General features: G+C 40.2%; 19 protein-coding genes and 3 pseudogenes. 15 read left to right on the forward strand and 7 right to left on the reverse strand.

Annotated features, from left to right (window positions below):
- Positions 1-20: 20 nt before the first annotated feature.
- Positions 21-269 (forward strand): annotated as a pseudogene (locus ACR5KR_RS04235) (family 10 glycosylhydrolase); the annotation flags it as partial.
- Here the strand turns inward: ACR5KR_RS04235 and ACR5KR_RS04240 are convergent.
- The 3 genes from ACR5KR_RS04240 to ACR5KR_RS04250 form a co-directional block, all read right to left on the reverse strand.
- Positions 254-850: a hypothetical protein gene (locus ACR5KR_RS04240; RefSeq protein WP_448265590.1), complete on the reverse strand. Its 597-nt coding sequence runs from the start codon at positions 848-850 to the stop codon at positions 254-256. The pseudogene ACR5KR_RS04235 and the gene ACR5KR_RS04240 sit on opposite strands and share 16 nt — an antisense overlap.
- Positions 851-1,513: 663 nt before the next feature.
- The gene (locus tag ACR5KR_RS04245; protein ID WP_448270054.1) at positions 1,514-2,101 is read right to left on the reverse strand and encodes an IS630 family transposase; all 588 of its coding nucleotides are present in this window, start codon (positions 2,099-2,101) and stop codon (positions 1,514-1,516) included.
- Positions 2,086-2,586: a helix-turn-helix domain-containing protein gene (locus tag ACR5KR_RS04250; RefSeq protein ID WP_448265554.1), complete on the reverse strand. Its 501-nt coding sequence runs from the start codon at positions 2,584-2,586 to the stop codon at positions 2,086-2,088. Before ACR5KR_RS04250 ends, ACR5KR_RS04245 begins: the two co-directional genes overlap by 16 nt.
- 57 nt (positions 2,587-2,643) lie before the next feature.
- Here ACR5KR_RS04250 and ACR5KR_RS04255 point away from each other — a divergent pair.
- Both ACR5KR_RS04255 and ACR5KR_RS04260 read left to right on the forward strand, forming a co-directional pair.
- Positions 2,644-3,057: pseudogene (locus tag ACR5KR_RS04255) on the forward strand (ATP-binding protein); the annotation flags it as partial.
- A 239-nt stretch (positions 3,058-3,296) separates the two neighbouring features.
- The gene (locus ACR5KR_RS04260; protein ID WP_445627603.1) at positions 3,297-4,124 is read left to right on the forward strand and encodes an alpha/beta fold hydrolase; all 828 of its coding nucleotides are present in this window, start codon (positions 3,297-3,299) and stop codon (positions 4,122-4,124) included.
- Positions 4,125-4,175: 51 nt separating this feature from the next.
- Here the strand turns inward: ACR5KR_RS04260 and ACR5KR_RS04265 are convergent, their stop codons facing one another.
- A complete protein-coding gene (locus ACR5KR_RS04265) occupies positions 4,176-5,570 on the reverse strand; it encodes an IS110 family transposase (RefSeq protein ID WP_448265591.1) in 1,395 nt (464 codons plus the stop codon).
- Between the two features lie 735 nt (positions 5,571-6,305).
- Between ACR5KR_RS04265 and ACR5KR_RS04270 the strand changes: the two genes are divergently transcribed.
- Positions 6,306-6,815 (forward strand): GNAT family N-acetyltransferase, encoded by a 510-nt coding sequence (locus ACR5KR_RS04270; RefSeq protein WP_448265592.1) that lies wholly within the window; start codon positions 6,306-6,308, stop codon positions 6,813-6,815.
- 142 nt (positions 6,816-6,957) lie between these two features.
- Here ACR5KR_RS04270 and ACR5KR_RS04275 read toward each other — a convergent pair whose 3' ends face one another.
- Positions 6,958-7,125: a hypothetical protein gene (locus ACR5KR_RS04275; protein WP_448265593.1), complete on the reverse strand. Its 168-nt coding sequence runs from the start codon at positions 7,123-7,125 to the stop codon at positions 6,958-6,960.
- A gap of 142 nt (positions 7,126-7,267) precedes the next feature.
- Between ACR5KR_RS04275 and ACR5KR_RS04280 the strand changes: the two genes are divergently transcribed.
- Together ACR5KR_RS04280 and ACR5KR_RS04285 are read left to right on the forward strand one after the other, a co-directional pair.
- A complete protein-coding gene (locus ACR5KR_RS04280; RefSeq protein WP_448265594.1) occupies positions 7,268-7,984 on the forward strand; it encodes a DUF2786 domain-containing protein in 717 nt (238 codons plus the stop codon).
- A 649-nt stretch (positions 7,985-8,633) separates the two neighbouring features.
- Positions 8,634-10,562, forward strand: coding sequence for a S9 family peptidase (locus ACR5KR_RS04285; RefSeq protein WP_448270088.1), 1,929 nt, complete (start codon positions 8,634-8,636; stop codon positions 10,560-10,562).
- A gap of 6 nt (positions 10,563-10,568) precedes the next feature.
- Here the strand turns inward: ACR5KR_RS04285 and ACR5KR_RS04290 are convergent, their stop codons facing one another.
- The gene (locus tag ACR5KR_RS04290; protein WP_448270433.1) at positions 10,569-10,829 is read right to left on the reverse strand and encodes a hypothetical protein; all 261 of its coding nucleotides are present in this window, start codon (positions 10,827-10,829) and stop codon (positions 10,569-10,571) included.
- A gap of 134 nt (positions 10,830-10,963) precedes the next feature.
- Between ACR5KR_RS04290 and ACR5KR_RS04295 the strand changes: the two genes are divergently transcribed.
- The gene (locus tag ACR5KR_RS04295) at positions 10,964-11,764 is read left to right on the forward strand and encodes an isopentenyl phosphate kinase (RefSeq protein ID WP_448265595.1); all 801 of its coding nucleotides are present in this window, start codon (positions 10,964-10,966) and stop codon (positions 11,762-11,764) included.
- A gap of 47 nt (positions 11,765-11,811) precedes the next feature.
- Here the strand turns inward: ACR5KR_RS04295 and ACR5KR_RS04300 are convergent, their stop codons facing one another.
- Positions 11,812-12,984, reverse strand: a complete 1,173-nt coding sequence (locus tag ACR5KR_RS04300; RefSeq protein ID WP_448265596.1) for a DNA cytosine methyltransferase — start codon at positions 12,982-12,984, stop codon at positions 11,812-11,814.
- 144 nt (positions 12,985-13,128) lie between these two features.
- Here ACR5KR_RS04300 and ACR5KR_RS04305 point away from each other — a divergent pair.
- The 8 genes and pseudogenes from ACR5KR_RS04305 to ACR5KR_RS04340 all read left to right on the forward strand — a co-directional run.
- Positions 13,129-13,570: pseudogene (locus tag ACR5KR_RS04305) on the forward strand (transposase); the annotation flags it as partial.
- A gap of 343 nt (positions 13,571-13,913) precedes the next feature.
- Positions 13,914-14,162, forward strand: a complete 249-nt coding sequence (locus tag ACR5KR_RS04310) for a DUF2997 domain-containing protein (protein WP_448265597.1) — start codon at positions 13,914-13,916, stop codon at positions 14,160-14,162.
- An 11-nt stretch (positions 14,163-14,173) separates the two neighbouring features.
- Positions 14,174-14,830 carry a hypothetical protein gene (locus ACR5KR_RS04315; RefSeq protein WP_445627596.1) on the forward strand — a complete coding sequence of 219 codons (657 nt, stop codon included), beginning with the start codon at positions 14,174-14,176 and terminating at the stop codon, positions 14,828-14,830.
- 122 nt (positions 14,831-14,952) lie between these two features.
- Positions 14,953-16,512, forward strand: a complete 1,560-nt coding sequence (locus ACR5KR_RS04320; RefSeq protein ID WP_448265598.1) for an Hsp70 family protein — start codon at positions 14,953-14,955, stop codon at positions 16,510-16,512.
- A gap of 93 nt (positions 16,513-16,605) precedes the next feature.
- The gene (locus tag ACR5KR_RS04325) at positions 16,606-17,802 is read left to right on the forward strand and encodes a WD40 repeat domain-containing protein (RefSeq protein WP_448265599.1); all 1,197 of its coding nucleotides are present in this window, start codon (positions 16,606-16,608) and stop codon (positions 17,800-17,802) included.
- A gap of 111 nt (positions 17,803-17,913) precedes the next feature.
- A complete protein-coding gene (locus ACR5KR_RS04330; protein ID WP_448265600.1) occupies positions 17,914-18,534 on the forward strand; it encodes a hypothetical protein in 621 nt (206 codons plus the stop codon).
- 145 nt (positions 18,535-18,679) lie between these two features.
- Entirely contained in the window at positions 18,680-18,898 is a 219-nt protein-coding gene (locus ACR5KR_RS04335; RefSeq protein WP_448265601.1) for a hypothetical protein, read from the forward strand.
- A gap of 30 nt (positions 18,899-18,928) precedes the next feature.
- Entirely contained in the window at positions 18,929-19,870 is a 942-nt protein-coding gene (locus tag ACR5KR_RS04340; RefSeq protein WP_448265602.1) for a WD40 repeat domain-containing protein, read from the forward strand.
- Positions 19,871-19,897 lie beyond the last annotated feature (27 nt).

The raw sequence follows: 19,897 nt of genomic DNA on the forward strand, positions 1-19,897 counted from the left end.
CAGAGAGTTCAGGAAAAGAAAAAATCCAATTGCCTCAAACGCCTTGGGAAAAGAAAGTAATTAGAGGAATTTATTTAACTCGCTATCAAGTTACCAATAATGCTGATGAACAAACGATTCGTGAAAGAGTTCGTTACTATCGCTCTCAAGGAATTAATACAATTATTCACGGTGTTTGGGGGAATGGTTGTACGATGTATAATAGTAAGGTTATGCAGCAAACCTTTGGGTATAAAAGTTGTCCAAACCAGTTTCAAGAACAATGGTTAAAATGTAGATAATTTGAATTAACCCATCTTGACAAACCATTAACTCTAGTATTGGGCCCTTGAACGACACTTACATAAGCCCAGATACCCTCTTGTTTCTTCAACAAAACATTATTGCCATTATCAAGACCTGCCCTAGATTGTCCATTCGGGCTATCACGAAGTGCCAGTTGCCCAGATGTAATATTCACTACATCACAATAAGTGACACCCTTGAGAGTTCCCACATTTTCAGTTGTCTCTACTAGTTGACAGCGTAATATCTGCTTATCTTTGTTGTAAATATTCAAATACATTCCTTCATTGGCATTTTCACGCCAGGAAACTGAATAAGTATAATCGCTATTTTCCCAAGTAATACCCCGATAACCATTATCACGCCAAGATGTTCCATTTTCTAAATTTATACATTTCCCCTGAGCATCACAACCTCTGTAGGTTTTGCCATTTTCTCCATCATCCAAAGTAACTGTAAATTCTCCAGCAAGGTAAGTATTCGCTTTTGCATGAGTAGCAGTTACTCCAATAAAGGAAACAGTCACAATTGCAGTCAAAAACAATACTTTTAAGCGTTTAATCATATTTACCTCTAGAATTTTCTCAAAATAAGAAAATTTTTTCGTATCGTAGATTCAACAAGTTTATCGATTTTTGTAGGTTGGGTTTGCCCAAATCCTTTGCCAGTTTTTTAGAGGAAACCTCTATAGTTGGTACAAGTAATTCTAAAACTGTCTTGAGAGAAAACTTATGGTTTAGAACATTTGAAAGGAGCTTGGATTTTTTGTATATATTGTTAAGCAAAGCGCAATCAAAGTGAGCCAAGCAAGAGGTGTATAATCAGCAAGTATTGCCAATTGAATTTACTAAACCTTGTCTTCATACAATTGCATCTAATATTCATTTGCTCTTTACCCAAAGGTGAAATTGACTAACTACTCTGGATGTAGACTTTCATTCAAGCACTATATTTAACTCTATAATTTAACGAAACCTTACCTTAATGCCTCTAGAAAACTTTCTAGGAGCATTAAGGTTTAATAGTTTTGGTTCTTCAGTATCTGTTATGCCAAATTATTAGTTAGATATCAAAACTAAGCTCGAAAATAAAACTCAAAAGCCCGAATCAGTTCTAAACCCATAAATAACTAGTAAATAATGTTTATTTCTCTTATCTAGTAAGGGTTGTATGGCTTTTTTGAAGGTAATTTAGCAGAATATATTAATTTTTATTAAGTCATACCAATTCACGAAAAGCCTGATACAAATAAAGCATCCAGAATAAAACCCCAACCTGTAATAGAAGCAACAATTGATGTGTTTAATTCCTCAAGACGTTGCCAGATAACTGTTCTTAACTCGTCCAAACTAGCAAAGCATTCCCAACTTAGATTTCTTTTGACTTCTTCCCATAAACGTTCAATTGGATTGACTTGGGGAGTATGTGGAGGTTGAAATAAGAAAATAATATTTTCGGGAATTTTAAGAGTCTGGCTTAAATGAAAAGCACCGTTATCTAATTGAATAATATGTATATCTTGCGAATATGTAGCAGCAAACTGTTCTAAAAAAATGTTAAAACAAGCTGTGTTGAGATGAGAGAATTCCCAAATATAATACTCGCCAGTTAAGGGTTCTACTAACCCGTATAAATAGAAGTTTTCTCTCTTCCATTGCATGATGCCGATAGGTTTTATGCCACAAAGCGTAATCAGCCTCCCCAATTCTGTTTTTAATCCTACACGGCTTTCATCACCACACCAATATCTAATTCTTTTGTGTTTATCTTTTGGCTCTATAGCGTGTTTTCTAATGACTTCTAGGTATTGTGGCAGTTTTTTTTAAATTCTAATTCTGCTTCTTCATTGTGTTTTATCCCTACTGCTCTTGGTACTTTTAACTTCGCTTTCATTCGATAACGTACTGTATCGTGTACTACTTTGTATGACGCTTCTACTCCTTCCACCGCTTTCAACCATGTTCGGATTTCCTCATAACTTTTAAATCCTTCTGGCTGTTCAAGTTCTTTTAAAAGTTGTTCTTTAGCCAAACCATTAATAATTGGCGGTCGCCCTGTACTCTTGTTTACTGACAACAGACCATTTATTCCTGACTTTGTATAAATTGAGAGCCATCTTTGCACCGTCACCCTTTCTCTGCCCACAACTACAGCTGCATCCTGTACCGTTCTCACCTGGCCCATTTTCAGCAAATACAAAGCTTGAATTCGTTCGCGGCTTGATGCTGTTTTCTGGTTTAAGAGCAGTTCATGCAACTCTTGGACTGATTCTTTGATTTCAACTTTGGTGATTCCAGCCATTTTCACCCGTTCATATTTATTCCTATTTTATCTGTATCACACTTTTAGTGAATTGGTATGACAGGGCTAAGGGTAAAAACACCAGTAGGCGATGTTTGTTTCTCAGCAGAAAAAGAGAAATTCTCCTTAGCATTGGGAATTAGTGAAATCACAACTAAAACCAAAAGCGATCCTCAACTGCGGGGGAAACTCAACCAATACCTGGGGCCACAGAAGACCAGACTACTGGAGGCGATTAATCGTGAACTCCTAGAGCGCATAGATAACCGGATTAAGCCGTGGGGTCGTCCGCAACAGGTATACTTGTTTGTGGTTCAGGGGGAGTTTTTGACAAAGCTCAACTGCCATTTGGTTTTTACAATGCCGCTGTCGTTAAAATTCTCCGATGATTACGGAACGTTGACCCAGCGTTTCCCGGAAGATCCGAAGGTACTGCCGATGGTTCCAGTGCAATGGCCAGATGGCAATGTCGGGCGAGGTTGTGTATGTGCCAGATGACTAGGCTGTGCCATTGCAGAAGATGATGCGGCGGTTTCCCCGCGATCAGTAATACCAATTCTTCTTTCATTAGGCAACAGATCTTTCTCTTGAAAGTGCTACTAATTTAAGTTTATTAATTCCGAATTCGATTTTATATAAGCCTTGAGAAAGTTTCGTCAACCCTGTGGGCTTGCTACTGTTATATAACAGTAGAAATAAATTACCGAGTTATGGTAAATGAGGTTGTGGTTTTGAACTCTCAATTAACTAATCATCAGGTCGATTTACAAGATTGCACTATTTTTTATCAGCAAAGTAAGTTGGATTCGAGTTCAACCCCCATCCTATTGCTACACGGCTGGGGAATCTCTACTGAGCCTTATCAAGAAGTGCTGGAACTACTAGCACAGCACTATACTATAATTGCTCCTGACTTGCCCAGTTTTGCAAGATCGACTTACTCTGGTCTAATTTCTGATTACGTTAGCTATAGCAAATTTCTCCTTTCATTTTTGGAAGTTTTAGATTTACAAGAATTTCATCTAGTAGGACACTCATTCGGTGGCGGTATTGCTATTACTTTATGTACACTTGTTCCACAAAAAGTCAGAAGTGTAATTCTGATAGATAGTACTGGAATTCCTACACCATCTATACCGGAGATGATCCCGCGAAGGGCAATCGAAATGACCGCTCAACTGTTTCTGCCAAGACTCAGGTTAAAATTAGTTGATATTCCTTTGGTTTTCTCCTATAACTTGTTATTTAATACAAAAAATGTCATTCAAGGATTGCTAATTTCTTTATACGAAGATATCAGCCATCTACTACCAAAAATCCAAGCTCCTTGTTTGCTAGTATGGTCAGAAAAAGACTTAACTACGACATTAAGTAACGCCCAAGAAATGGCGGCAATTATTCCCGGCTCTAAATTAGTTATTGTAAAAGAAGGATTTCACGAATGGGGACTCTGGTATCCTGAGAAATTTACATCATTCATACTAGATTTTATTTGTAAACTTGAGCAAACTCATCAGGGCAAACCTCCTCAAACTTAACCATCACCCTTGAAATTAAGTAAGTGGGCTAGTTATCTAATTATCCCTCTTCTAAGAAACCAGATTTTCTGAGGGCTGAGGAATAAGCTCAAAACCAAAAGCCTGGGCTCTTTTGTGGAGATTATTAACCATACGCTCACGATAACGCTGCTCATAATAATCCATACCAGGATCGGTGTAATCTCCTCCAGATGTCCAAAGTTTGTAAAAAAGCCGCGCAATCTTATGAGCAGTAGCAGTGATAGCTTTAGGAGAGCCAAGGCGAGAACGTAAACGACGGTAAAAAGCACCCAAAGCCGAATTACTTTTTCCAGCAGTTTGTGCTGCCATACGGAAAGCGTTGGCAGCGCGGTTGACTACTGGGCGAGTTTGAGAACTTTTAATCTTGCCACCAGTAATGCGACTACCAGGGCAAAGGCCAAGCCAGGAGGTAAAGTGCTTAACTGTGGGGAATCGGCTGGGGTCTAAACCAACCTCAGAAAGAATAATTTGCACAGTGAGTACACCAAGACCATCAACACGAGTAAAATCTACTCCACTCATGCGGTAAAGGTGAGTACGCAAATCAAAGTTAGGTTCATTACCTTGAGGTTTGTGGCGAATATGCTTGGGTGGAGAAAGGGGCGACTGGGAAATATCAATTTTGTCGTTAAATTGACTTAAGCATTCCTCAATCTGACGGTCACATTCGGCAATTTGGGATTGGTAGACATCATACAGATGTAGCTCCTGTTGCAAGACGAACAAATGTTCTTTTCGGTAATCACCCTCAAGCGCAGCAGCAATTTCTGCTTCACTACGTTTAACACGGTGATGTTTTTTGGCTGCAAGAACTTTTGGATCATGTTCCCCAGCAACGATAGCTCGTATGATTGCCATACCTGTAGTGCCTGTAATATCACTGACTGCTTGATGCAGTTGTATGTTCATTTGAGTTAAAGCTTTCTGCATCCGTTGAATATGAACACTGGCAGTTCTGATGAGACTATCACGTTGACGGATATAGCTACGTAAAACACAGATTTCGTCTTCTGGGCGAAAAGAACCTGATAATAACCCATAACTATGCAACTGTTGCAACCATTGACAGTCTAAAACGTCTGTTTTGCGTCCAGGCAACGTTTTTACATGGTGAGCATTCACAAGTTTGACTTCAAAGCCCCGAGTCTCTAGAATTTGAAATAATGGAATCCAATAAACACCTGTTGATTCCATTGCCACTGTCTCAACTCCACAAAGAGCCAACCAATCAGCAATAGCGTATAAATCAGCAGTGTAACAACCAAAACGCCGGACGCATTCGTTAGCACACCCTGGCGGTACGCAAACCCAATGATGCTGGGAACCAATGTCAATACCAGCAGCATGAGGATGAATCGGATTAAGCTTGGATGCGCCACCTAGAGATTGGCGATTCGGAACTGAAGACTTCTGTTTTTTCTTCATTTTAGTTCCCCTAGTCTCAAGCAATATCAAAGTTGAGAGTGTGCCTTGACCCAGGTTGACGGAATTATACAGTCTTCTAAACGGGATAGCGTCTCAACGCTTCACCAATGCCATCGCCGTCACAACCTAGAACCACGCTTTTGTACGGGCGAAGATGCACCATTGAGGGAACGGTCTTAACTGTCAAGACACAATGCGAGTATAAACTTTTTCCCTACTTTTTATTCCGTTTCTTTCATCCATCGCGGACATATCGTCCATCAACCGCTTTTGTCACTTTAGGCAGAGGAAAAATAAAAATCAAGGTTGAGCAGGAATCTAAAAATTGGAGAAGTAAGGTTATAAACAATCGATTGGAGTTTAGTAAAACCACTCAACAATAATCAGAATCATGACGAAAAATCGAGTTTCGAGCAGGAGTCGGGCCAAAATGAGGTTTTGATTTTTTAAGCATTTGTCAGCTACCAGTAAATCCGATCGCTGTTTTGAATTGCTATGCTTGGCATCAGTATTGGGATAAATGGATTTTATACTTTGGTAAACTGATATTTTATTTCTTGTAATTATACAGCACATTTCATCTGAATGAAGTACAGAAGGGCGGACAGGATGCCCACCCCACAAGATTTATCATATTAAAATGTGTACTTCATTTACTTGCAAAGTGCTGTAAATTATGTCCTATCCCGTGCTCATATAATAAATAGTTAGACATCAATAACAAGGTGTTCGACTATGAAAATTCTTGAAACAGAGCGTTTAGTTCTTCGTCGGCTAACAGTTGAAGATAGCGAGTTCATTCTTGAGATATTGAATGACCCTTTGTGGTTGCGCTTTATTGGTGATAAAGGTGTAAGAACTCTTAATGATGCTCGTGAATATATTTTGAATAATCCGGTTGCTATGTATGAACGTTTCGGCTTCGGGCTGTATTTGGTTGAGCTAAAGGGGAAGAGCGTCTCGATTGGAATTTGCGGTTTGATAAAAAGAGATTCCTTGGAGGATGTGGATGTTGGGTTTGCCTTTCTTCCTAAGTTCCGGGGAAAAGGATACGCCTATGAATCTGCTTCTGCTGTCATGATGTATGGGAGAAGAACCTTCGGCTTAACTCGTATTGTCGCTATCACTACACCGGACAATTATGATTCAGCAAAGCTGCTTAAAAAATTAGGACTAAGCTTTGAGCGAATGATTAAACTATCTAAAGATAGTAAAAGTGTTAGTTTGTTCATTTCTGATATCTAACAATTGTAGTGCAGCAGATTGAAGAAAGCCGCTTGTGCTGAGTTCGAGTTTGTAGCAATCTCTGACCGCAGCCGTTCTCCCGCGAATTTCAATTACCGTCGTAAGCATTTCAAAAGCTCATCAATGATTGCAATTGTGTGTCTTAACTATCTCCCAATTCTTGTTGTAATTGGGATAGGTGGTTTTCTAACGCTTCAGCAGTCTGAATAAGATTCGATTCTTGGGCTATTTTTAGCTGGGTTTCTTTAATAGAGATTTTTCTCACTAGTTTATTCACTGCATCGACTGAATCATCATTTTCAGTAATCATGGCTCGATCGCGAATATCCGTTTTTAGCAGGAATAATTGCTACAAAGCTTGCTATGTATGAATAAAAATTAGCTACATTTTTCATTTTACACAAGTATATTAAAAAGGATGTTTACTTTCAAAACTTGCTTGAGTGATACGAATGCAGACACAGATGTTAGAACTAGAAAAAATCGCTGACAAAATTAGAAAACTACTCGCACTTAGTCAATCTCCCAACGAGGCAGAGGCAAGCGCCGCCGCAGCTAAAGCCCAAGAAATCCTAACCCGGCACAATTTATCGATCGCCTCACTTCAAGATTGGACACCTCAACCACTAGAAGAAGAAGTCATTCGCCAGTTCAAACGCATGACCTCATGGAAATTTATTTTACTAAGTGGTGTTTGTTGGGGGAATTACTGCTGTGCGATCGCTAGACACTACCATAGCGGGTCTAAAATGATTATCTTAGGGCGAAAAGTGAATATCGTCTCTACTCGGATTCAGTTTGAGTATCTTGAACAAACCATTGAACGATTAGCAAAACAAGCCCAAGGCAATCGCACTTTTAGAAATGCTTTTAAGTTAGGTGCTGCTAATAGACTTGTAAGTAGGATTCTTGAGAATCGCGATCGACAGAAAAATCAAGGGATTGCTGGAACTACTGAATCAGTTGCAGTACCCGCCATTATCGTGCAAGCGCTCTATGAAAAACTAGAATCTGAGTTAGAAGCATATCTAAAGAATGTGAAAGTTAAACAAATGGCGTTACCATCGTGTGGTTCAAAAGACGGATATTTCTCTGGTATATCTGCGGCTGATTCTGTCTCTCTTAATCGTCAAGTTAGTAGCAGTCAACAGCACTATCTGCCAGGTTAATTAAGACTTATTAGGAGATAGCGGTAGTGATGAGAGTAGATTTTGGAGTGATTAACCTCATGCAGTGCTTTATGCGATCGCTGTATGAATTGCAGTCGCGGTTGGGTGAGAGCGCAGATCGCCCCTGTATGGAGTTGAAGGGGTGATGATTGTATACCGCTTCAGTGGCAAATCTAAACCAATGGTCTACACGCATCTGACTTGCTTACCGAAGGGATGGTGTTGATGCTGGCACTTAACTCTTGTGTGACGGCAGTTTCAAGATTTTTGGTTAGTTTTGCATAAAAACACAAAACAAAAGAAGAAGAATATTACATACCAAAGGAATTATGTATAAACCAAGAGACAACGCTTTAAAAGTCCCCTATTTTATTTCGCTTTTCAAGTGCTGCCCTGAACTCCTTGCTCAGAGCAGTTTTTCTTATACAAGTGGCCTCCTTTGAGTCTTGCACCCGTTGGCCGGCAGTGAGAGCTGACGCCAACGATCTGGTTGCCTAAAATATTTATATCAAAGAACTTTCAATTACGTAGCTTGCTGCTAGCTAGAGGCTAGGATTACGAATTACGGATTAGTATAAGTGGGTGTGCCAGAGTTTTGCCTCTACAGACAATGTATGATTCTTGGGAACAGGGAGCAGAATAGAGCGTGATGAAAGCAGAAGTAGCGTCTTACGGATGTTGGCGATCGCCGATCACAACAGACTTAATTACCGCAAGTATAATTGGGTTGGGACAAATTGCCCTCTGTGGCGAAGAGATTTACTGGAGTGAGTTACGACCATCAGAGTCAGGTAGAAATGTCATAGTGCGGCGGGGTGCAAATGGTGAAATCCAGTCCCTCACGCCTAGTGGCTTCAATGTGCGTACTCGTGTGCATGAATATGGTGGCAGTTCCTTTCTTGTGGTGAATGGCACTGTTTACTTTTCCAACTTTAGCGATCAACGCCTATATTATCAACAGAGCGATCGAGAACCGCAAGCCATCACCCCAATAGCTGCCACACGCTATGCAGACGGTGTTTTCGATCGTCAAAACAACCGAATTATTTGTGTGTATGAAGATCATACAGATGTGACAAAGGAGGCGAGTAATAGTTTAGTCGGCGTGGAACTAGACAAAGATCGTAAAATCCAACTATTAGTATCTGGAAATGACTTTTATGCTTCGCCTCGCCTGAGCCCGGATGGTTCACGTTTAGCTTGGCTGACTTGGAACCATCCTAATATGCCTTGGGATGGGACTGAACTATGGGTTGGGGAATTAAAGGCAGATGGTTCTTTGGGAAATACTCAAAAAATTGCTGGGGATTTAGATGAGTCTATTTTTCAGCCCCAGTGGTCGCCAGATGGTCAGTTGTATTTTGTTTCTGACCGTACAGGTTGGTGGAATATATATCGTTGGCAAGATGAAAATGTAGAAGCGCTAACTCAAATGGAAGCAGAATTTGGTCAGCCGCAATGGAATTTTGGGATGTCCACTTATGCTTTTGGGTCTGCCAACCAGATTATTTGTACTTATACCCAGCAAGGCATTTGGTATTTAGCAAGCCTTGATACACTAACACGTAACTTAGAACTAATAAATACGCCCTACACAGATATTAGCTCTCTGCACGCCACCTCTAAACAGGTAGTTTTTCGCGCCAGCTCGCCAACTCAATCAACAGCAATTGTCCGTTTGGATCTGACAACTAAAGAGCTAGAAGTACTACGGTATTCTAGTGATGTAACTATTGATGCTGGTTATCTTTCTTTAGCTGAAGCCATTGAGTACGAAACATCTGATGGCAAAACAGCATACGCCCTTTTCTACTCACCTCGAAACCGTGACTATACGGCTCCTGAGACTGAAAAACCGCCCTTGATTGTCAAAAGTCACGGTGGCCCCACCGCAGCAACTTCTAGTAGTCTCAATTTTAACATTCAGTATTGGACTAGCCGAGGAATAGCGGTTTTGGATGTAAATTATGGTGGCAGTACAGGGTACGGGCGGGAGTATCGGCAACGGCTTTCTGGAAACTGGGGAATTGTAGATGTGGATGATTGTGTTTTTGGTGCGCGTTACTTAGTGTCACGGGGAGATGTAGACGGCGCTCGTCTAAGCATTTCCGGCGGGAGTGCAGGTGGTTACACAACGCTTTGTGCCTTAACTTTCCGAGATACTTTTAAAGCAGGAGCCAGCTATTTTGGTGTCAGTGACTTGGAAGCTTTAGTTCGGGATACACATAAGTTTGAATCACGGTACTTGGATGGTCTGATTGGCCCTTATCCACAACAGCGTCAGATTTATCAACAGCGATCGCCAATTAACTTTAGTGAGCGTCTAGACTGCCCAATGATTTTTTTCCAGGGATTAGAAGATCGAGTAGTTCCGCCCAATCAAACTGAAGCAATGGTTACAGCGCTAAGAACAAAAGGTGTGCCTGTGGCTTATGTTGCTTTTGAGGGTGAACAACATGGTTTCCGCAAAGCCGCAAACATCAAGCGTTCTTTGTCAGCAGAACTTTACTTTTATTCACGAATTTTCAATTTTGAAATTGCCCAACCAGTTGAGCCTGTAGTCATTGAAAACTTTTAGCTCCAACTAACAAGGCGATCGCCGCCATTGTAGTAGTTTGCGGTGCTTCACGACAGGCTTGACCGCAATACTACTCGCTTTGTGCATTTTTAACTCGGCATTGGGTTTAGAGTAAAGGTTAAACAGCGAATAATAGCTGAACCTGAAAATTAAAGTATCAAATTTATCAGTTTGAGGTTTAATAAAAGAGTTAAAGATAGAATCGCAAAAATTATCCCAACTTCCAGCTATCCATTGGCAACGTAGATGTAACAACATTTGCTGCATTATTTTGTAACCAAAATTTACTGTTGACTTTCATGCGTTTTGTTAAATTGCGTTGAAATTACTAGTAATTTTGATTTTTTTGTTTACAATTAGTTTCATATAATTTTATGTCTTTCCTCATTTAATATTTGATTATGGAATTAGTATTAGTGAAGCTAGGAGGTTCCTTAATTACTGATAAGGATAAACCTTATACTGCTCGAAGAGAAGTTATAACACAACTGGTTGAGCAAGTGAGCCTAATCAAACATGAAAATCCTAATCTGAAACTGATTATTGGTAACGGTGCTGGTTCTTTTGCCCACCAATCAGCGAATAAATATAATACAATTAATGGTTTTTCATGTGATGAAGAAAAATTAGGGTTTTGCTTAGTTCACCAAGATGCTTTAGATTTAAATTCCCTCCTAGCTAAAAGTTTTTTACAAGCAGGTTTACCAGTAATAAGTTTGCCACCTATTACTATGATAATTACTCATAATAAGAAACTATTGAAGAGTGACTTTAATGTAATAGAAAGTAGTCTAAAAACAGGTTTGATTCCTTTAGTTTTTGGTGATGTCGTTCTAGATCGAGCTATTGGTGGTACTGTCCTCTCGACAGATGCAATGCTTGCAGAACTAGCGAAATACTTCTATCTTCAAGGTAAGTTTAAAATTCGACTCATAAATGTTGGAAATTATGCAGGTGTATACGATCGAGATGGGCAAGTAGTTTCCAATATTACTCAAGCTAACTATTCTCGGATTAAACCTTTCTTGGGCAAGAGCAAATCAGTAGATGTTACTGGCGGGATGGCTAAGAAAGTTGAGGAGTTTTTGACTATTTCTAGTTTAGGGATTGACTGCTGGATAATTGATGGGAATATCCCAGGGAATTTAGCTTCTTCAGTTTTAGGTACGCCAACTCTAGGCACTTTAATTAGGGCATTTTAACTAAAATGATTTCAAAACTGTTGGTAGTTAATCCGAATTACTTACCCTTAATCTTTTTGAGATAACTCATTTTTCTGTATGTGAGTAAATAACTGCGCGGCAAAACTGGGTGGTACAGAGTAGTCAATGATTGACCCCGCCGTTGCTGCCTCGCTGGGAAATTCGTACCAATCGGGAAAACCTTGTAACTTCGCCGCTCCTTGGATTGACAAAGACTTGACAGTACCATTTGGCAACCAGATATCAGCGAACTTACTACGGTTGCAGCCTTTGCGATCTGTGAAGTGCGTAGGCGCAGCCCGCCGCAGGCATCGCAAGATAGTGTTACAGGGCAAGTGTGCAGGTTTATACTTGGACTCTGCACGCCCCCCAACTCTTTGTATCAGCAGTGGTGTTGGTTCGTTAGCCGTCAGAAATTGTTCTACCGCTTGCCGTTTTTTAGGGAGTAGTTGAGAATCGGTCATCATGGGAATGAGATGAGCGATCGCCCCATACCAACCACAAGGTGTAGTCCCCAAAGGTAGGGCAACGTGAAAACCCTTGCTTGCAACCAGGACTAACCGCCGCCGCGCCTGGGGTAGTCCAAATTTGTCCATGTTGACCACGCTGTAATCGACCGAGTACCCCTCTTGCTCCAAAGCTGACAGGATGATACTGAAACTCTGACTGTTCTGATAACGCGGAACATTTTCGAGAGTGAACACCCGTGGCTGCAACTGTCGGATGGCTTCTGCAACTGCGATCGCTGCACTCAAATCGTCAGCCGTTTCAAGCGCAATACCCGCTTTTGCAGTGTGAGCTTGACTGAAGTTGGCACACACCGGGGATGCGTGGAGGTAATCGGGGCGGCTCTTAAAACCTAGAAATCCTAACCGTGCTACTTCTTGAACTGTTAGCTGAATGATTTTGCAGCCATATTCATGAAAGTTACGGTGATGGTTGAGAGCGATCGCCCTGCTCAAATCTGGTTTTGTGGGGTCGAACTCCACTGCAATGGCTGGGCGAATCCCGGCTTGAACCATCCCCGCTTCAATCCCGCCGCCACCAGCGAAAAGTACTACAGCGATCGCCGCATCATCTGGAAGAACTGGTTTTATTTTTGTGTTATCAAAATTTTTGCAGACATCCAATTTTAGTGATGGCTTTTTGGTTTTCGCTTTTTTGATAAAGGCGATAATATCTTCCCTAATTGCCCCCTGTTGTTGCATTAGACGAATCATAGGGACAGCACCAGGGGGAATTGAGCCTATACTTTTGCTTTTCCATGCCCTGTCTATCTTCTCTTTCCAATTGAATGCCCATCGCCAATGAAAGGGATTATTCGGGTCGCGTTCACCAATCACACGGGGATGGTATCACTTGAAGTTGGTTTTGATTCCGGCAAACTGGTGAAAGGACGTAAACGGCATTTGCTTGTTGACACTCTCGGATTGGTATTGATGGTCGTAGTCACTTTTACTTACGAATCTGACCAAGCCGGTGCAAAGAAATTATTCGCGCAAGCGAAGCAGAGAATTAGCGATCGCTTAAATCGCCTGGTTTGTATTTGGGTTGATGCGGGGTATCAGGGTCAGGGATTTATGAAATGGGTTATAGACACTTACCGTTGGATTTTAGAGGTTGTACGTCGTCCAGCTGATGCGAAGGGTTTTGTCCTACTACCCAAACGCTGGGTTGTTGAACGTAGCAATGGGAGGGTTTAATTGGTATCGTCGTTTAAGTAAAGACTACGAAATTTTACCGCAAACGCATGAAACATTTGTACAAATTGCAATGATTCGGTTAATGCTGAGAAGACTCGCTTAATAGATTCCTTTAATACTTTCCAAACATCCTCTCAAGCATACGCCCGCGTATGTGAAGTAATTCTAAATTAGGATAGGCTTTTAACAGGGGATGAATGCTACATACATTGATATTGGATTCTTGATATTTAATATGGGTTAAATTGCAGCGATCGCCCACAAATTGTAACAAATGACACACTCATAGTTTTGACTCAGTTTCTTTGAGGCTTGTGTAATCTCATCAAAAATAGTACATTTGTTTTAGTAAATTAGTAAAGCCCTGACACATTTATTTGTTTGTGCTAGTGCCAGATGGTAATTGCAGTTAACTGGCAAAAGTGATACAACGGAATAACTGCGTATTGCTTGAAAACCTTGAAAATATAGATATTTTACTTATGGCTGAGTATCAAAAAATTGAGTATCGCATCGGTAAAGATGGAAAAATTACGGAAACAGTGATTGGTGCTTCTGGCGCAAGTTGTACCAGCACAACATCTGGAATTGAAGATGCTTTGGGAGACGTAGAAACTCAACAACTGCTGACTGAATATTACGAGGGAGAAGAAAACGTCACAGGAACAGAACAACAGTCTCTCAAACAACAATAGGAGAGATACAGATGCTTGCAGACATCATTTCAGACATCGAGGGAAGCGGAATGTTTTCTCTGGAAAGTATTTTAGCGATCGCAATCGGATTTTTGGCGTTACTTTTGATTATTCCAGCAATTAACGCGGCGATCGCTTCTCAACCAAACAAGCGAATTGATAAGTTAGGGTTAGCGCAATCTCAAATCAAATTACTAGAAGATGAACTCCAAGCATCCCGTCAAGAATACTTAGAATTAGAGCAAAAAATACAGCAACTTATTTCTGAAAAAGCCGCACTGCATCAAGAAGGCGTGCGACTCCATGAAGAGTTGCAACAGCAACGTCTACAACTAACAGAAGAATTTCGCACTTCCACATTTGAGCAATTGCAGACATTACTGACGAACTACCCCAGCATCCACCAAATGGTGAGTGTTAAACCAGAATTGCCCGTCAAAAATCTGCTTTCGATGTTTACTCCTCTAGATAATCTTCTTAGTAAATGGGGTTACGAACAGATAGGCAAACCTTGGAAACAAGTGCCTTATAATTCTCAACTTCATCAACCAGACAATGCTGATATTACTGAAGGTGAATTAGTTTACATTCGATTTGTTGGTTATCAGCATCAAGGAAGAATTCTTTGCCCTGCCAAGGTTAGCCGGAGTTTACCGGGAGGGAGATGAGGGAGATGAGGGGGATGAGGGGGACAAGGGGGACAAGGTGGACAAGGGAGACAAGGAAGCTAAGTCTGTAACAATGCCCAATGCCCCATGCCCAATGACAAATGACAAATGACAAATGACAAATGACTACAGTAATAATTGATTTTGGTACTAGCAATACTGTTGTTTGTACTACGGATTTGATTACGCAAAAACCACGGACGTTGCGATTTGATTCGATGTCGCGGCGGTTTGAGGTTGGGGGCGAACAAGTTAGCGTGGTGCCGAGTTTGGTGTTTGTGGAAGGGCAAAATAGCATTTTGTTTGGTGAATCTGTACGTGCCAAACGCTTGGGGTTTGCCCAGCCTGAACGCTGTTTTCGAGCTTTTAAACGCGATTTAGCAGCGGATTTTGTGCCACCTCCCCGACTTTTGGATGGTAATAGTTATAGTGCTGAGATTATTTCAGAACTGTTTTTGTTAGAAATTTGGCAACAGGTTGAACAGCAATTACAACCTGATAGTGTTATCTTTACGGTTCCTGTAGGTGCGTTTGAGCGATATCTTGACTGGTTTCGCAATTTGGGCGACAAGCTGAATATTCCCGCAGTGCAAATTGTCGATGAATCAACAGCAGCCGCCCTTGGTTATGCTATCAAGCGTCCTGGCACTGTGGTTTTGGTAGTGGATTTTGGTGGCGGAACGTTGGATTTAAGTTTAGTACGGACTGTCAGCGTCGCTTCCGAACAGCAAGCAGTACGGGCTGAAGTTCTTGCTAAATCTGATGCTTTTATTGGCGGTGTAGATATCGATACTTGGATTGTCGAACATTATCTGCAAAAAATCAATTCCTCCCGCGCTGAAGTAGGAGAAATCGGTTTTATGAATTTATTGGAAGTAGCAGAAAGGGTAAAAATACAACTTTCAACAACAGATGAAGCCAAAGAAGCTTGGTTTGATGATGAAAATTTTATGTCCCATGAATTGCAGTTACATCGGGACGAGTTGGGCGAAATTTTAGAAAATCAACAATTATTAGAACAGTTAAGACAAGCAATAGATGAAGTATTAGCGATCGCACTTTCCAAAGGTATCGCTAAATCTACCATCGAACAAGTTTTATTAGTCGGCGGTACTTGCCAAATTCCGGCGATTCAACAACTAGTAATTTCCTATTTCGGCAGACAAAAAGTTAAATTAGATAAACCCTTTGAAGCTGTGGCACATGGCGCATTAGCATTAAGTGAAATGACAGCAGTTGATGATTACCTGCGCCACAGTTATGCTATCCGGCTTTGGGAACCCCACAGCAAAACTTATTCTTATTTTACTTTAATTGAAAAAGGAGCAAAGTATCCAGGGGCGCGTTCTGAACCTTTAACTTTGCAAGTAGCCACCGAAGGACAGCGAGAAATTCGCCTTGATATTGGCGAAGTTGCAGAAGTTTCCCAAGCAGAAGTTTATTACGATTCTCAAGGCAGAATGACGAGTAGCCACTTAATAAAACAAGATAGCTATCGTTCTTTAGAAACTCATCATCAACAAGTATGCGTCGCTCATATCGAACCGCCTGGACAAACAGGAGTAGACAGAATCCAAGCACAATTTGAAGTCAACGAACAACGAGTATTAGTAGTAACGGTAAAAGATTTATTGACGGGGAAGATGTTAGTGGAGAGAGGGGCGATCGCCAAATTAAAATAATCTTATCTTCGCGTTATTCGCATCTTGGCGGTTTATTAAAAATAACCGTATTCAAAAACAGGATTCTTATAATAGTAAAATGGTAAAAATACAATGGCAAAGAAACAGAATCAACCTAAACAATATGATGCCGTTTTAGGATCTCAAAATTCTGCCCCAGTTGGTAGTGTGATTTTAGGGGGACTGGAAGGTGTTAAAAGCCGCTTGAAAAGTGTAGATATAGAAGCGCAAACTACCGCCCTAAAAGAGGCATTAAATTATGGAGAAGCAGGTTTAGACTTAGTAATTCAGGCTTGGCAATATGAATCAGGAAAGTTAAAGTGGGCTGCTTATTCGTTACTTCGCCACCGAGAAGAAGCAAAAGTCAAACAGTCGTTACAAGAACATAATCCCTGGTTAAAAATCACTTGCCTCCGCACTTTACAGCAGAAGATACTGGTCACAGATGTTGCCATTAGTCGAGATGGGAAAACTCTTCTCAGTTCTGGAAGAGGCATCACTGCTTGGGATCTGCATACCGGACAACTCCAAGCTTTTTCTATAAATAATTTTGATGTTAATTCTTTAGTTATTAGCCAAGATGGAAAAACTTTAGTTAGTAGAGGAGGAACTTATGACGGTGACCATAAAATCAAAATCTGGGATTTCCCAAGTGGAAAGCGTAAACAAACTTTAGAAGAATTTACTTACAGAGTTTTTTCTCTAGTTATTAGTCCAGATGGAAAGATGTTTGCCTGCGGTAGTGAGAATAGCGGAATTAATGTTTGGGATTTGCAGACAGAACAAATTATACGTACCATGAATGGACATTCACACTACTTAGTTCAAGCGTTAGCTATTAGTGGAGATGGAAAAACTCTTGTTAGTGGTAGTAATGACGCAACTATTAAAGCGTGGAATTTTGAAACTGGAGAACTTATACACACTTTTAAAAAACATTCAAATGGTGTTGAATCTGTAGCTATTAGCCCAGACGGACAGACAATTGTTAGTGGTAGTAAAGACAAAACAATTAAAGTATGGAATTTACAGACAAAACAGCTTCAGTTCACACTTGAAGGACATTCTGGGTGGGTTTATTGTGTAGTTATCAGCCCAGACGGAAGCACTCTTGTTAGTTGTGGTAGAGACAAAACTATCAGAATTTGGGACTTGCAAACTGGGGAATGCCTACGGATTATCAAAGAACATACTGATTGGGTTTATTGTGTAGCTATCAGTCCAGATGGAAAAACTCTTGTTAGCAGCAGTAGAGATAAAACTATCAAAATCTGGGGTATTAAGTCCTAGAAAAAGCGAGTCGAGAAAAATGTCTATAGACTTCAGGCTTTTTGTACTAGCTACTTAAAACGCTAAAATTGAATAGTAATTTTTAAATGTGTAGCTGCAAACAAAAAAATCATGACTCGTCGTCATCTTTTGCAAGAAGGGCAATCTTACACATTTCGCTCCTATTTTGAAATGCCTTATGAAGCAGACGAAATTTTAGCGGAATTGGGTTATGGTTTGCTAAAAACACGAATGGAGTTACCACGTAGCGATCGCAATTTAGAACGTTTGCCGGAATTACAACAGCGAATTGATGAATCTTTACCACTAGTTAGCTTGAGCAGCGAGACAGCACGACGTGAAACACTCGTAGCACCTACATTGCTGGAAGTTGCTCGTTATTGTCAATGTCAAATCCGGATTGAGTATCCATTGACAGTAAACAACTGGTTAAAGGGTAATTTAGATTATTTCTTGAAAAGCAATCTAAGTTTATTGGTAGTTGAAGCGAAAAATGATGACTTAACAAGAGGCTTTACGCAGATGGCAGTAGAATTAATTGCTATTTCTGAAGTAGAAGAAGGTGAGATTTTTTATGGTGCGGTAACAATTGGTGATGCTTGGCGTTTTGGTCGCTTAGAAAAAACCAGGCAGCAGATTTTTCAGGATATTTCGCTGTATCGAATTCCCGATGATTTGCCAGATTTAATGAAGATTTTGGTAGGAATTTTAGAATCAAGTAGTAGCGTTTGATAAAATTAGTGCTTTTCCAGGAAAAAAAGTTGAATGAAAAGTGCGATCGCCAAACTCAAATAATCTCCTCTCTGCGCCCTCTGCATCTTGGCGGTTCGTTTAAAAAAGATGGGAATACTACTAATAGTCGAGTGGTAAAAATGCAATGGCAGATAATCAGAATCAACCTAGAGAATATGATGCTGTCCTTGGCGGACAAGCTTTACCTCCAGTAAATGGTATAGTTTTGGGTGGACTAGAAGGAGCCAAGCTTTATTTAAATAATAATGATGTAAAAGTCAAAATCGCTGCTTGTACAGAAGTGATTAAATATGGAGATGTAGGCTTAGATTTATTACTAGATTTCTTTAACAATGATAAATGACCAGAAGTAAAAAAAGCTGTTTATTTATTATTGCGTAATCGACCAGACACAAAAGTAAAAAATATTTTCCATAACTACGATTATTGGCAACTGTTTGATAATATCGGTACGTTGGAAGGGGAATCACATTTAGCTCAGAGTATGGTTATTAGCCCCGATTGCCAAACTCTGTTTACTGGAGGAAGTAACAGTACAATAAAAGCTTGGGATTTAAATTTAGGGACATTAAAATATACTCAATTAGCTAAATCTGGTTCTATTATTTCCCTAGATATTAGCCTTGATGGAAAAACTTTGGTAGATGGCAGTAACTTTGTCAAAATAAAACTGTGGAATGTCAAATCAGATAAAATTAGACACAAACAACTTCTTAAACATGAAGGTGGAGTCAGCGTAATTTTTGTTGCTTTGAGCGCTGATGGAGAAACTCTATTTAGTGGAACGCCATATCATAGCACTAAGATATGGAATTTAAAGACTGGAATACGGCAAGGTTTTGAAGGAGATAAATGGGCAGCAAGAGCTTATGCTATTAGCCACGATAAACAAACTATTGTGACAGGTATGCATATTATTAATCTTTGGGATGTAGAGACAAGAAGGCTAAAAAAGACTTTACAATCCCGTTCGGAGGTTGACAAAATTGCTATTAGCCCTAATGCAAAAAATATTATTGGTGCTTGTATAGATAAAACTATCAAAATATGGGATGTAGATACAGGCAATATTGTATATACGCTCACAGGGCATTCAGACTACATTACATCTTTAGCTATCAGTTCTGATGGAAAAAACTTAGTTAGCACCAGTCGTGATATGACTATCAAAATATGGAATTTAAATACTGGAACTCTAAAGAAAACGCTTCACGGACATTTAAAATGTGTTAACTGTATAGCCATTAGCCCTGATGGACAATTTATGACAAGTGGCAGCAGTGATGGAACTATCAAGATTTGGGGAGTACTGTAAAGTCAAAAATAAATGCGATCGCCTCAC

This window comes from Nostoc sp. DSM 114159 (assembly GCF_053470285.1).

Coding starts and splice junctions, on each gene's coding strand:
- ACR5KR_RS04240 (WP_448265590.1), bottom strand. CDS start 850: ATGATTAAACGCTTAAAAGTATTGTTTTTGACTGCAATTGTGACTGTT.
- ACR5KR_RS04250 (WP_448265554.1), bottom strand. CDS start 2,586: ATGGCTGGAATCACCAAAGTTGAAATCAAAGAATCAGTCCAAGAGTTG.
- ACR5KR_RS04260 (WP_445627603.1), top strand. CDS start 3,297: ATGGTAAATGAGGTTGTGGTTTTGAACTCTCAATTAACTAATCATCAG.
- ACR5KR_RS04265 (WP_448265591.1), bottom strand. CDS start 5,570: ATGAAGAAAAAACAGAAGTCTTCAGTTCCGAATCGCCAATCTCTAGGT.
- ACR5KR_RS04270 (WP_448265592.1), top strand. CDS start 6,306: ATGAAAATTCTTGAAACAGAGCGTTTAGTTCTTCGTCGGCTAACAGTT.
- ACR5KR_RS04275 (WP_448265593.1), bottom strand. CDS start 7,125: ATGATTACTGAAAATGATGATTCAGTCGATGCAGTGAATAAACTAGTG.
- ACR5KR_RS04280 (WP_448265594.1), top strand. CDS start 7,268: ATGCAGACACAGATGTTAGAACTAGAAAAAATCGCTGACAAAATTAGA.
- ACR5KR_RS04285 (WP_448270088.1), top strand. CDS start 8,634: ATGAAAGCAGAAGTAGCGTCTTACGGATGTTGGCGATCGCCGATCACA.
- ACR5KR_RS04290 (WP_448270433.1), bottom strand. CDS start 10,829: ATGCAGCAAATGTTGTTACATCTACGTTGCCAATGGATAGCTGGAAGT.
- ACR5KR_RS04295 (WP_448265595.1), top strand. CDS start 10,964: ATGGAATTAGTATTAGTGAAGCTAGGAGGTTCCTTAATTACTGATAAG.
- ACR5KR_RS04300 (WP_448265596.1), bottom strand. CDS start 12,984: ATGATTCGTCTAATGCAACAACAGGGGGCAATTAGGGAAGATATTATC.
- ACR5KR_RS04315 (WP_445627596.1), top strand. CDS start 14,174: ATGCTTGCAGACATCATTTCAGACATCGAGGGAAGCGGAATGTTTTCT.
- ACR5KR_RS04320 (WP_448265598.1), top strand. CDS start 14,953: ATGACTACAGTAATAATTGATTTTGGTACTAGCAATACTGTTGTTTGT.
- ACR5KR_RS04325 (WP_448265599.1), top strand. CDS start 16,606: ATGGCAAAGAAACAGAATCAACCTAAACAATATGATGCCGTTTTAGGA.
- ACR5KR_RS04330 (WP_448265600.1), top strand. CDS start 17,914: ATGACTCGTCGTCATCTTTTGCAAGAAGGGCAATCTTACACATTTCGC.
- ACR5KR_RS04335 (WP_448265601.1), top strand. CDS start 18,680: ATGGCAGATAATCAGAATCAACCTAGAGAATATGATGCTGTCCTTGGC.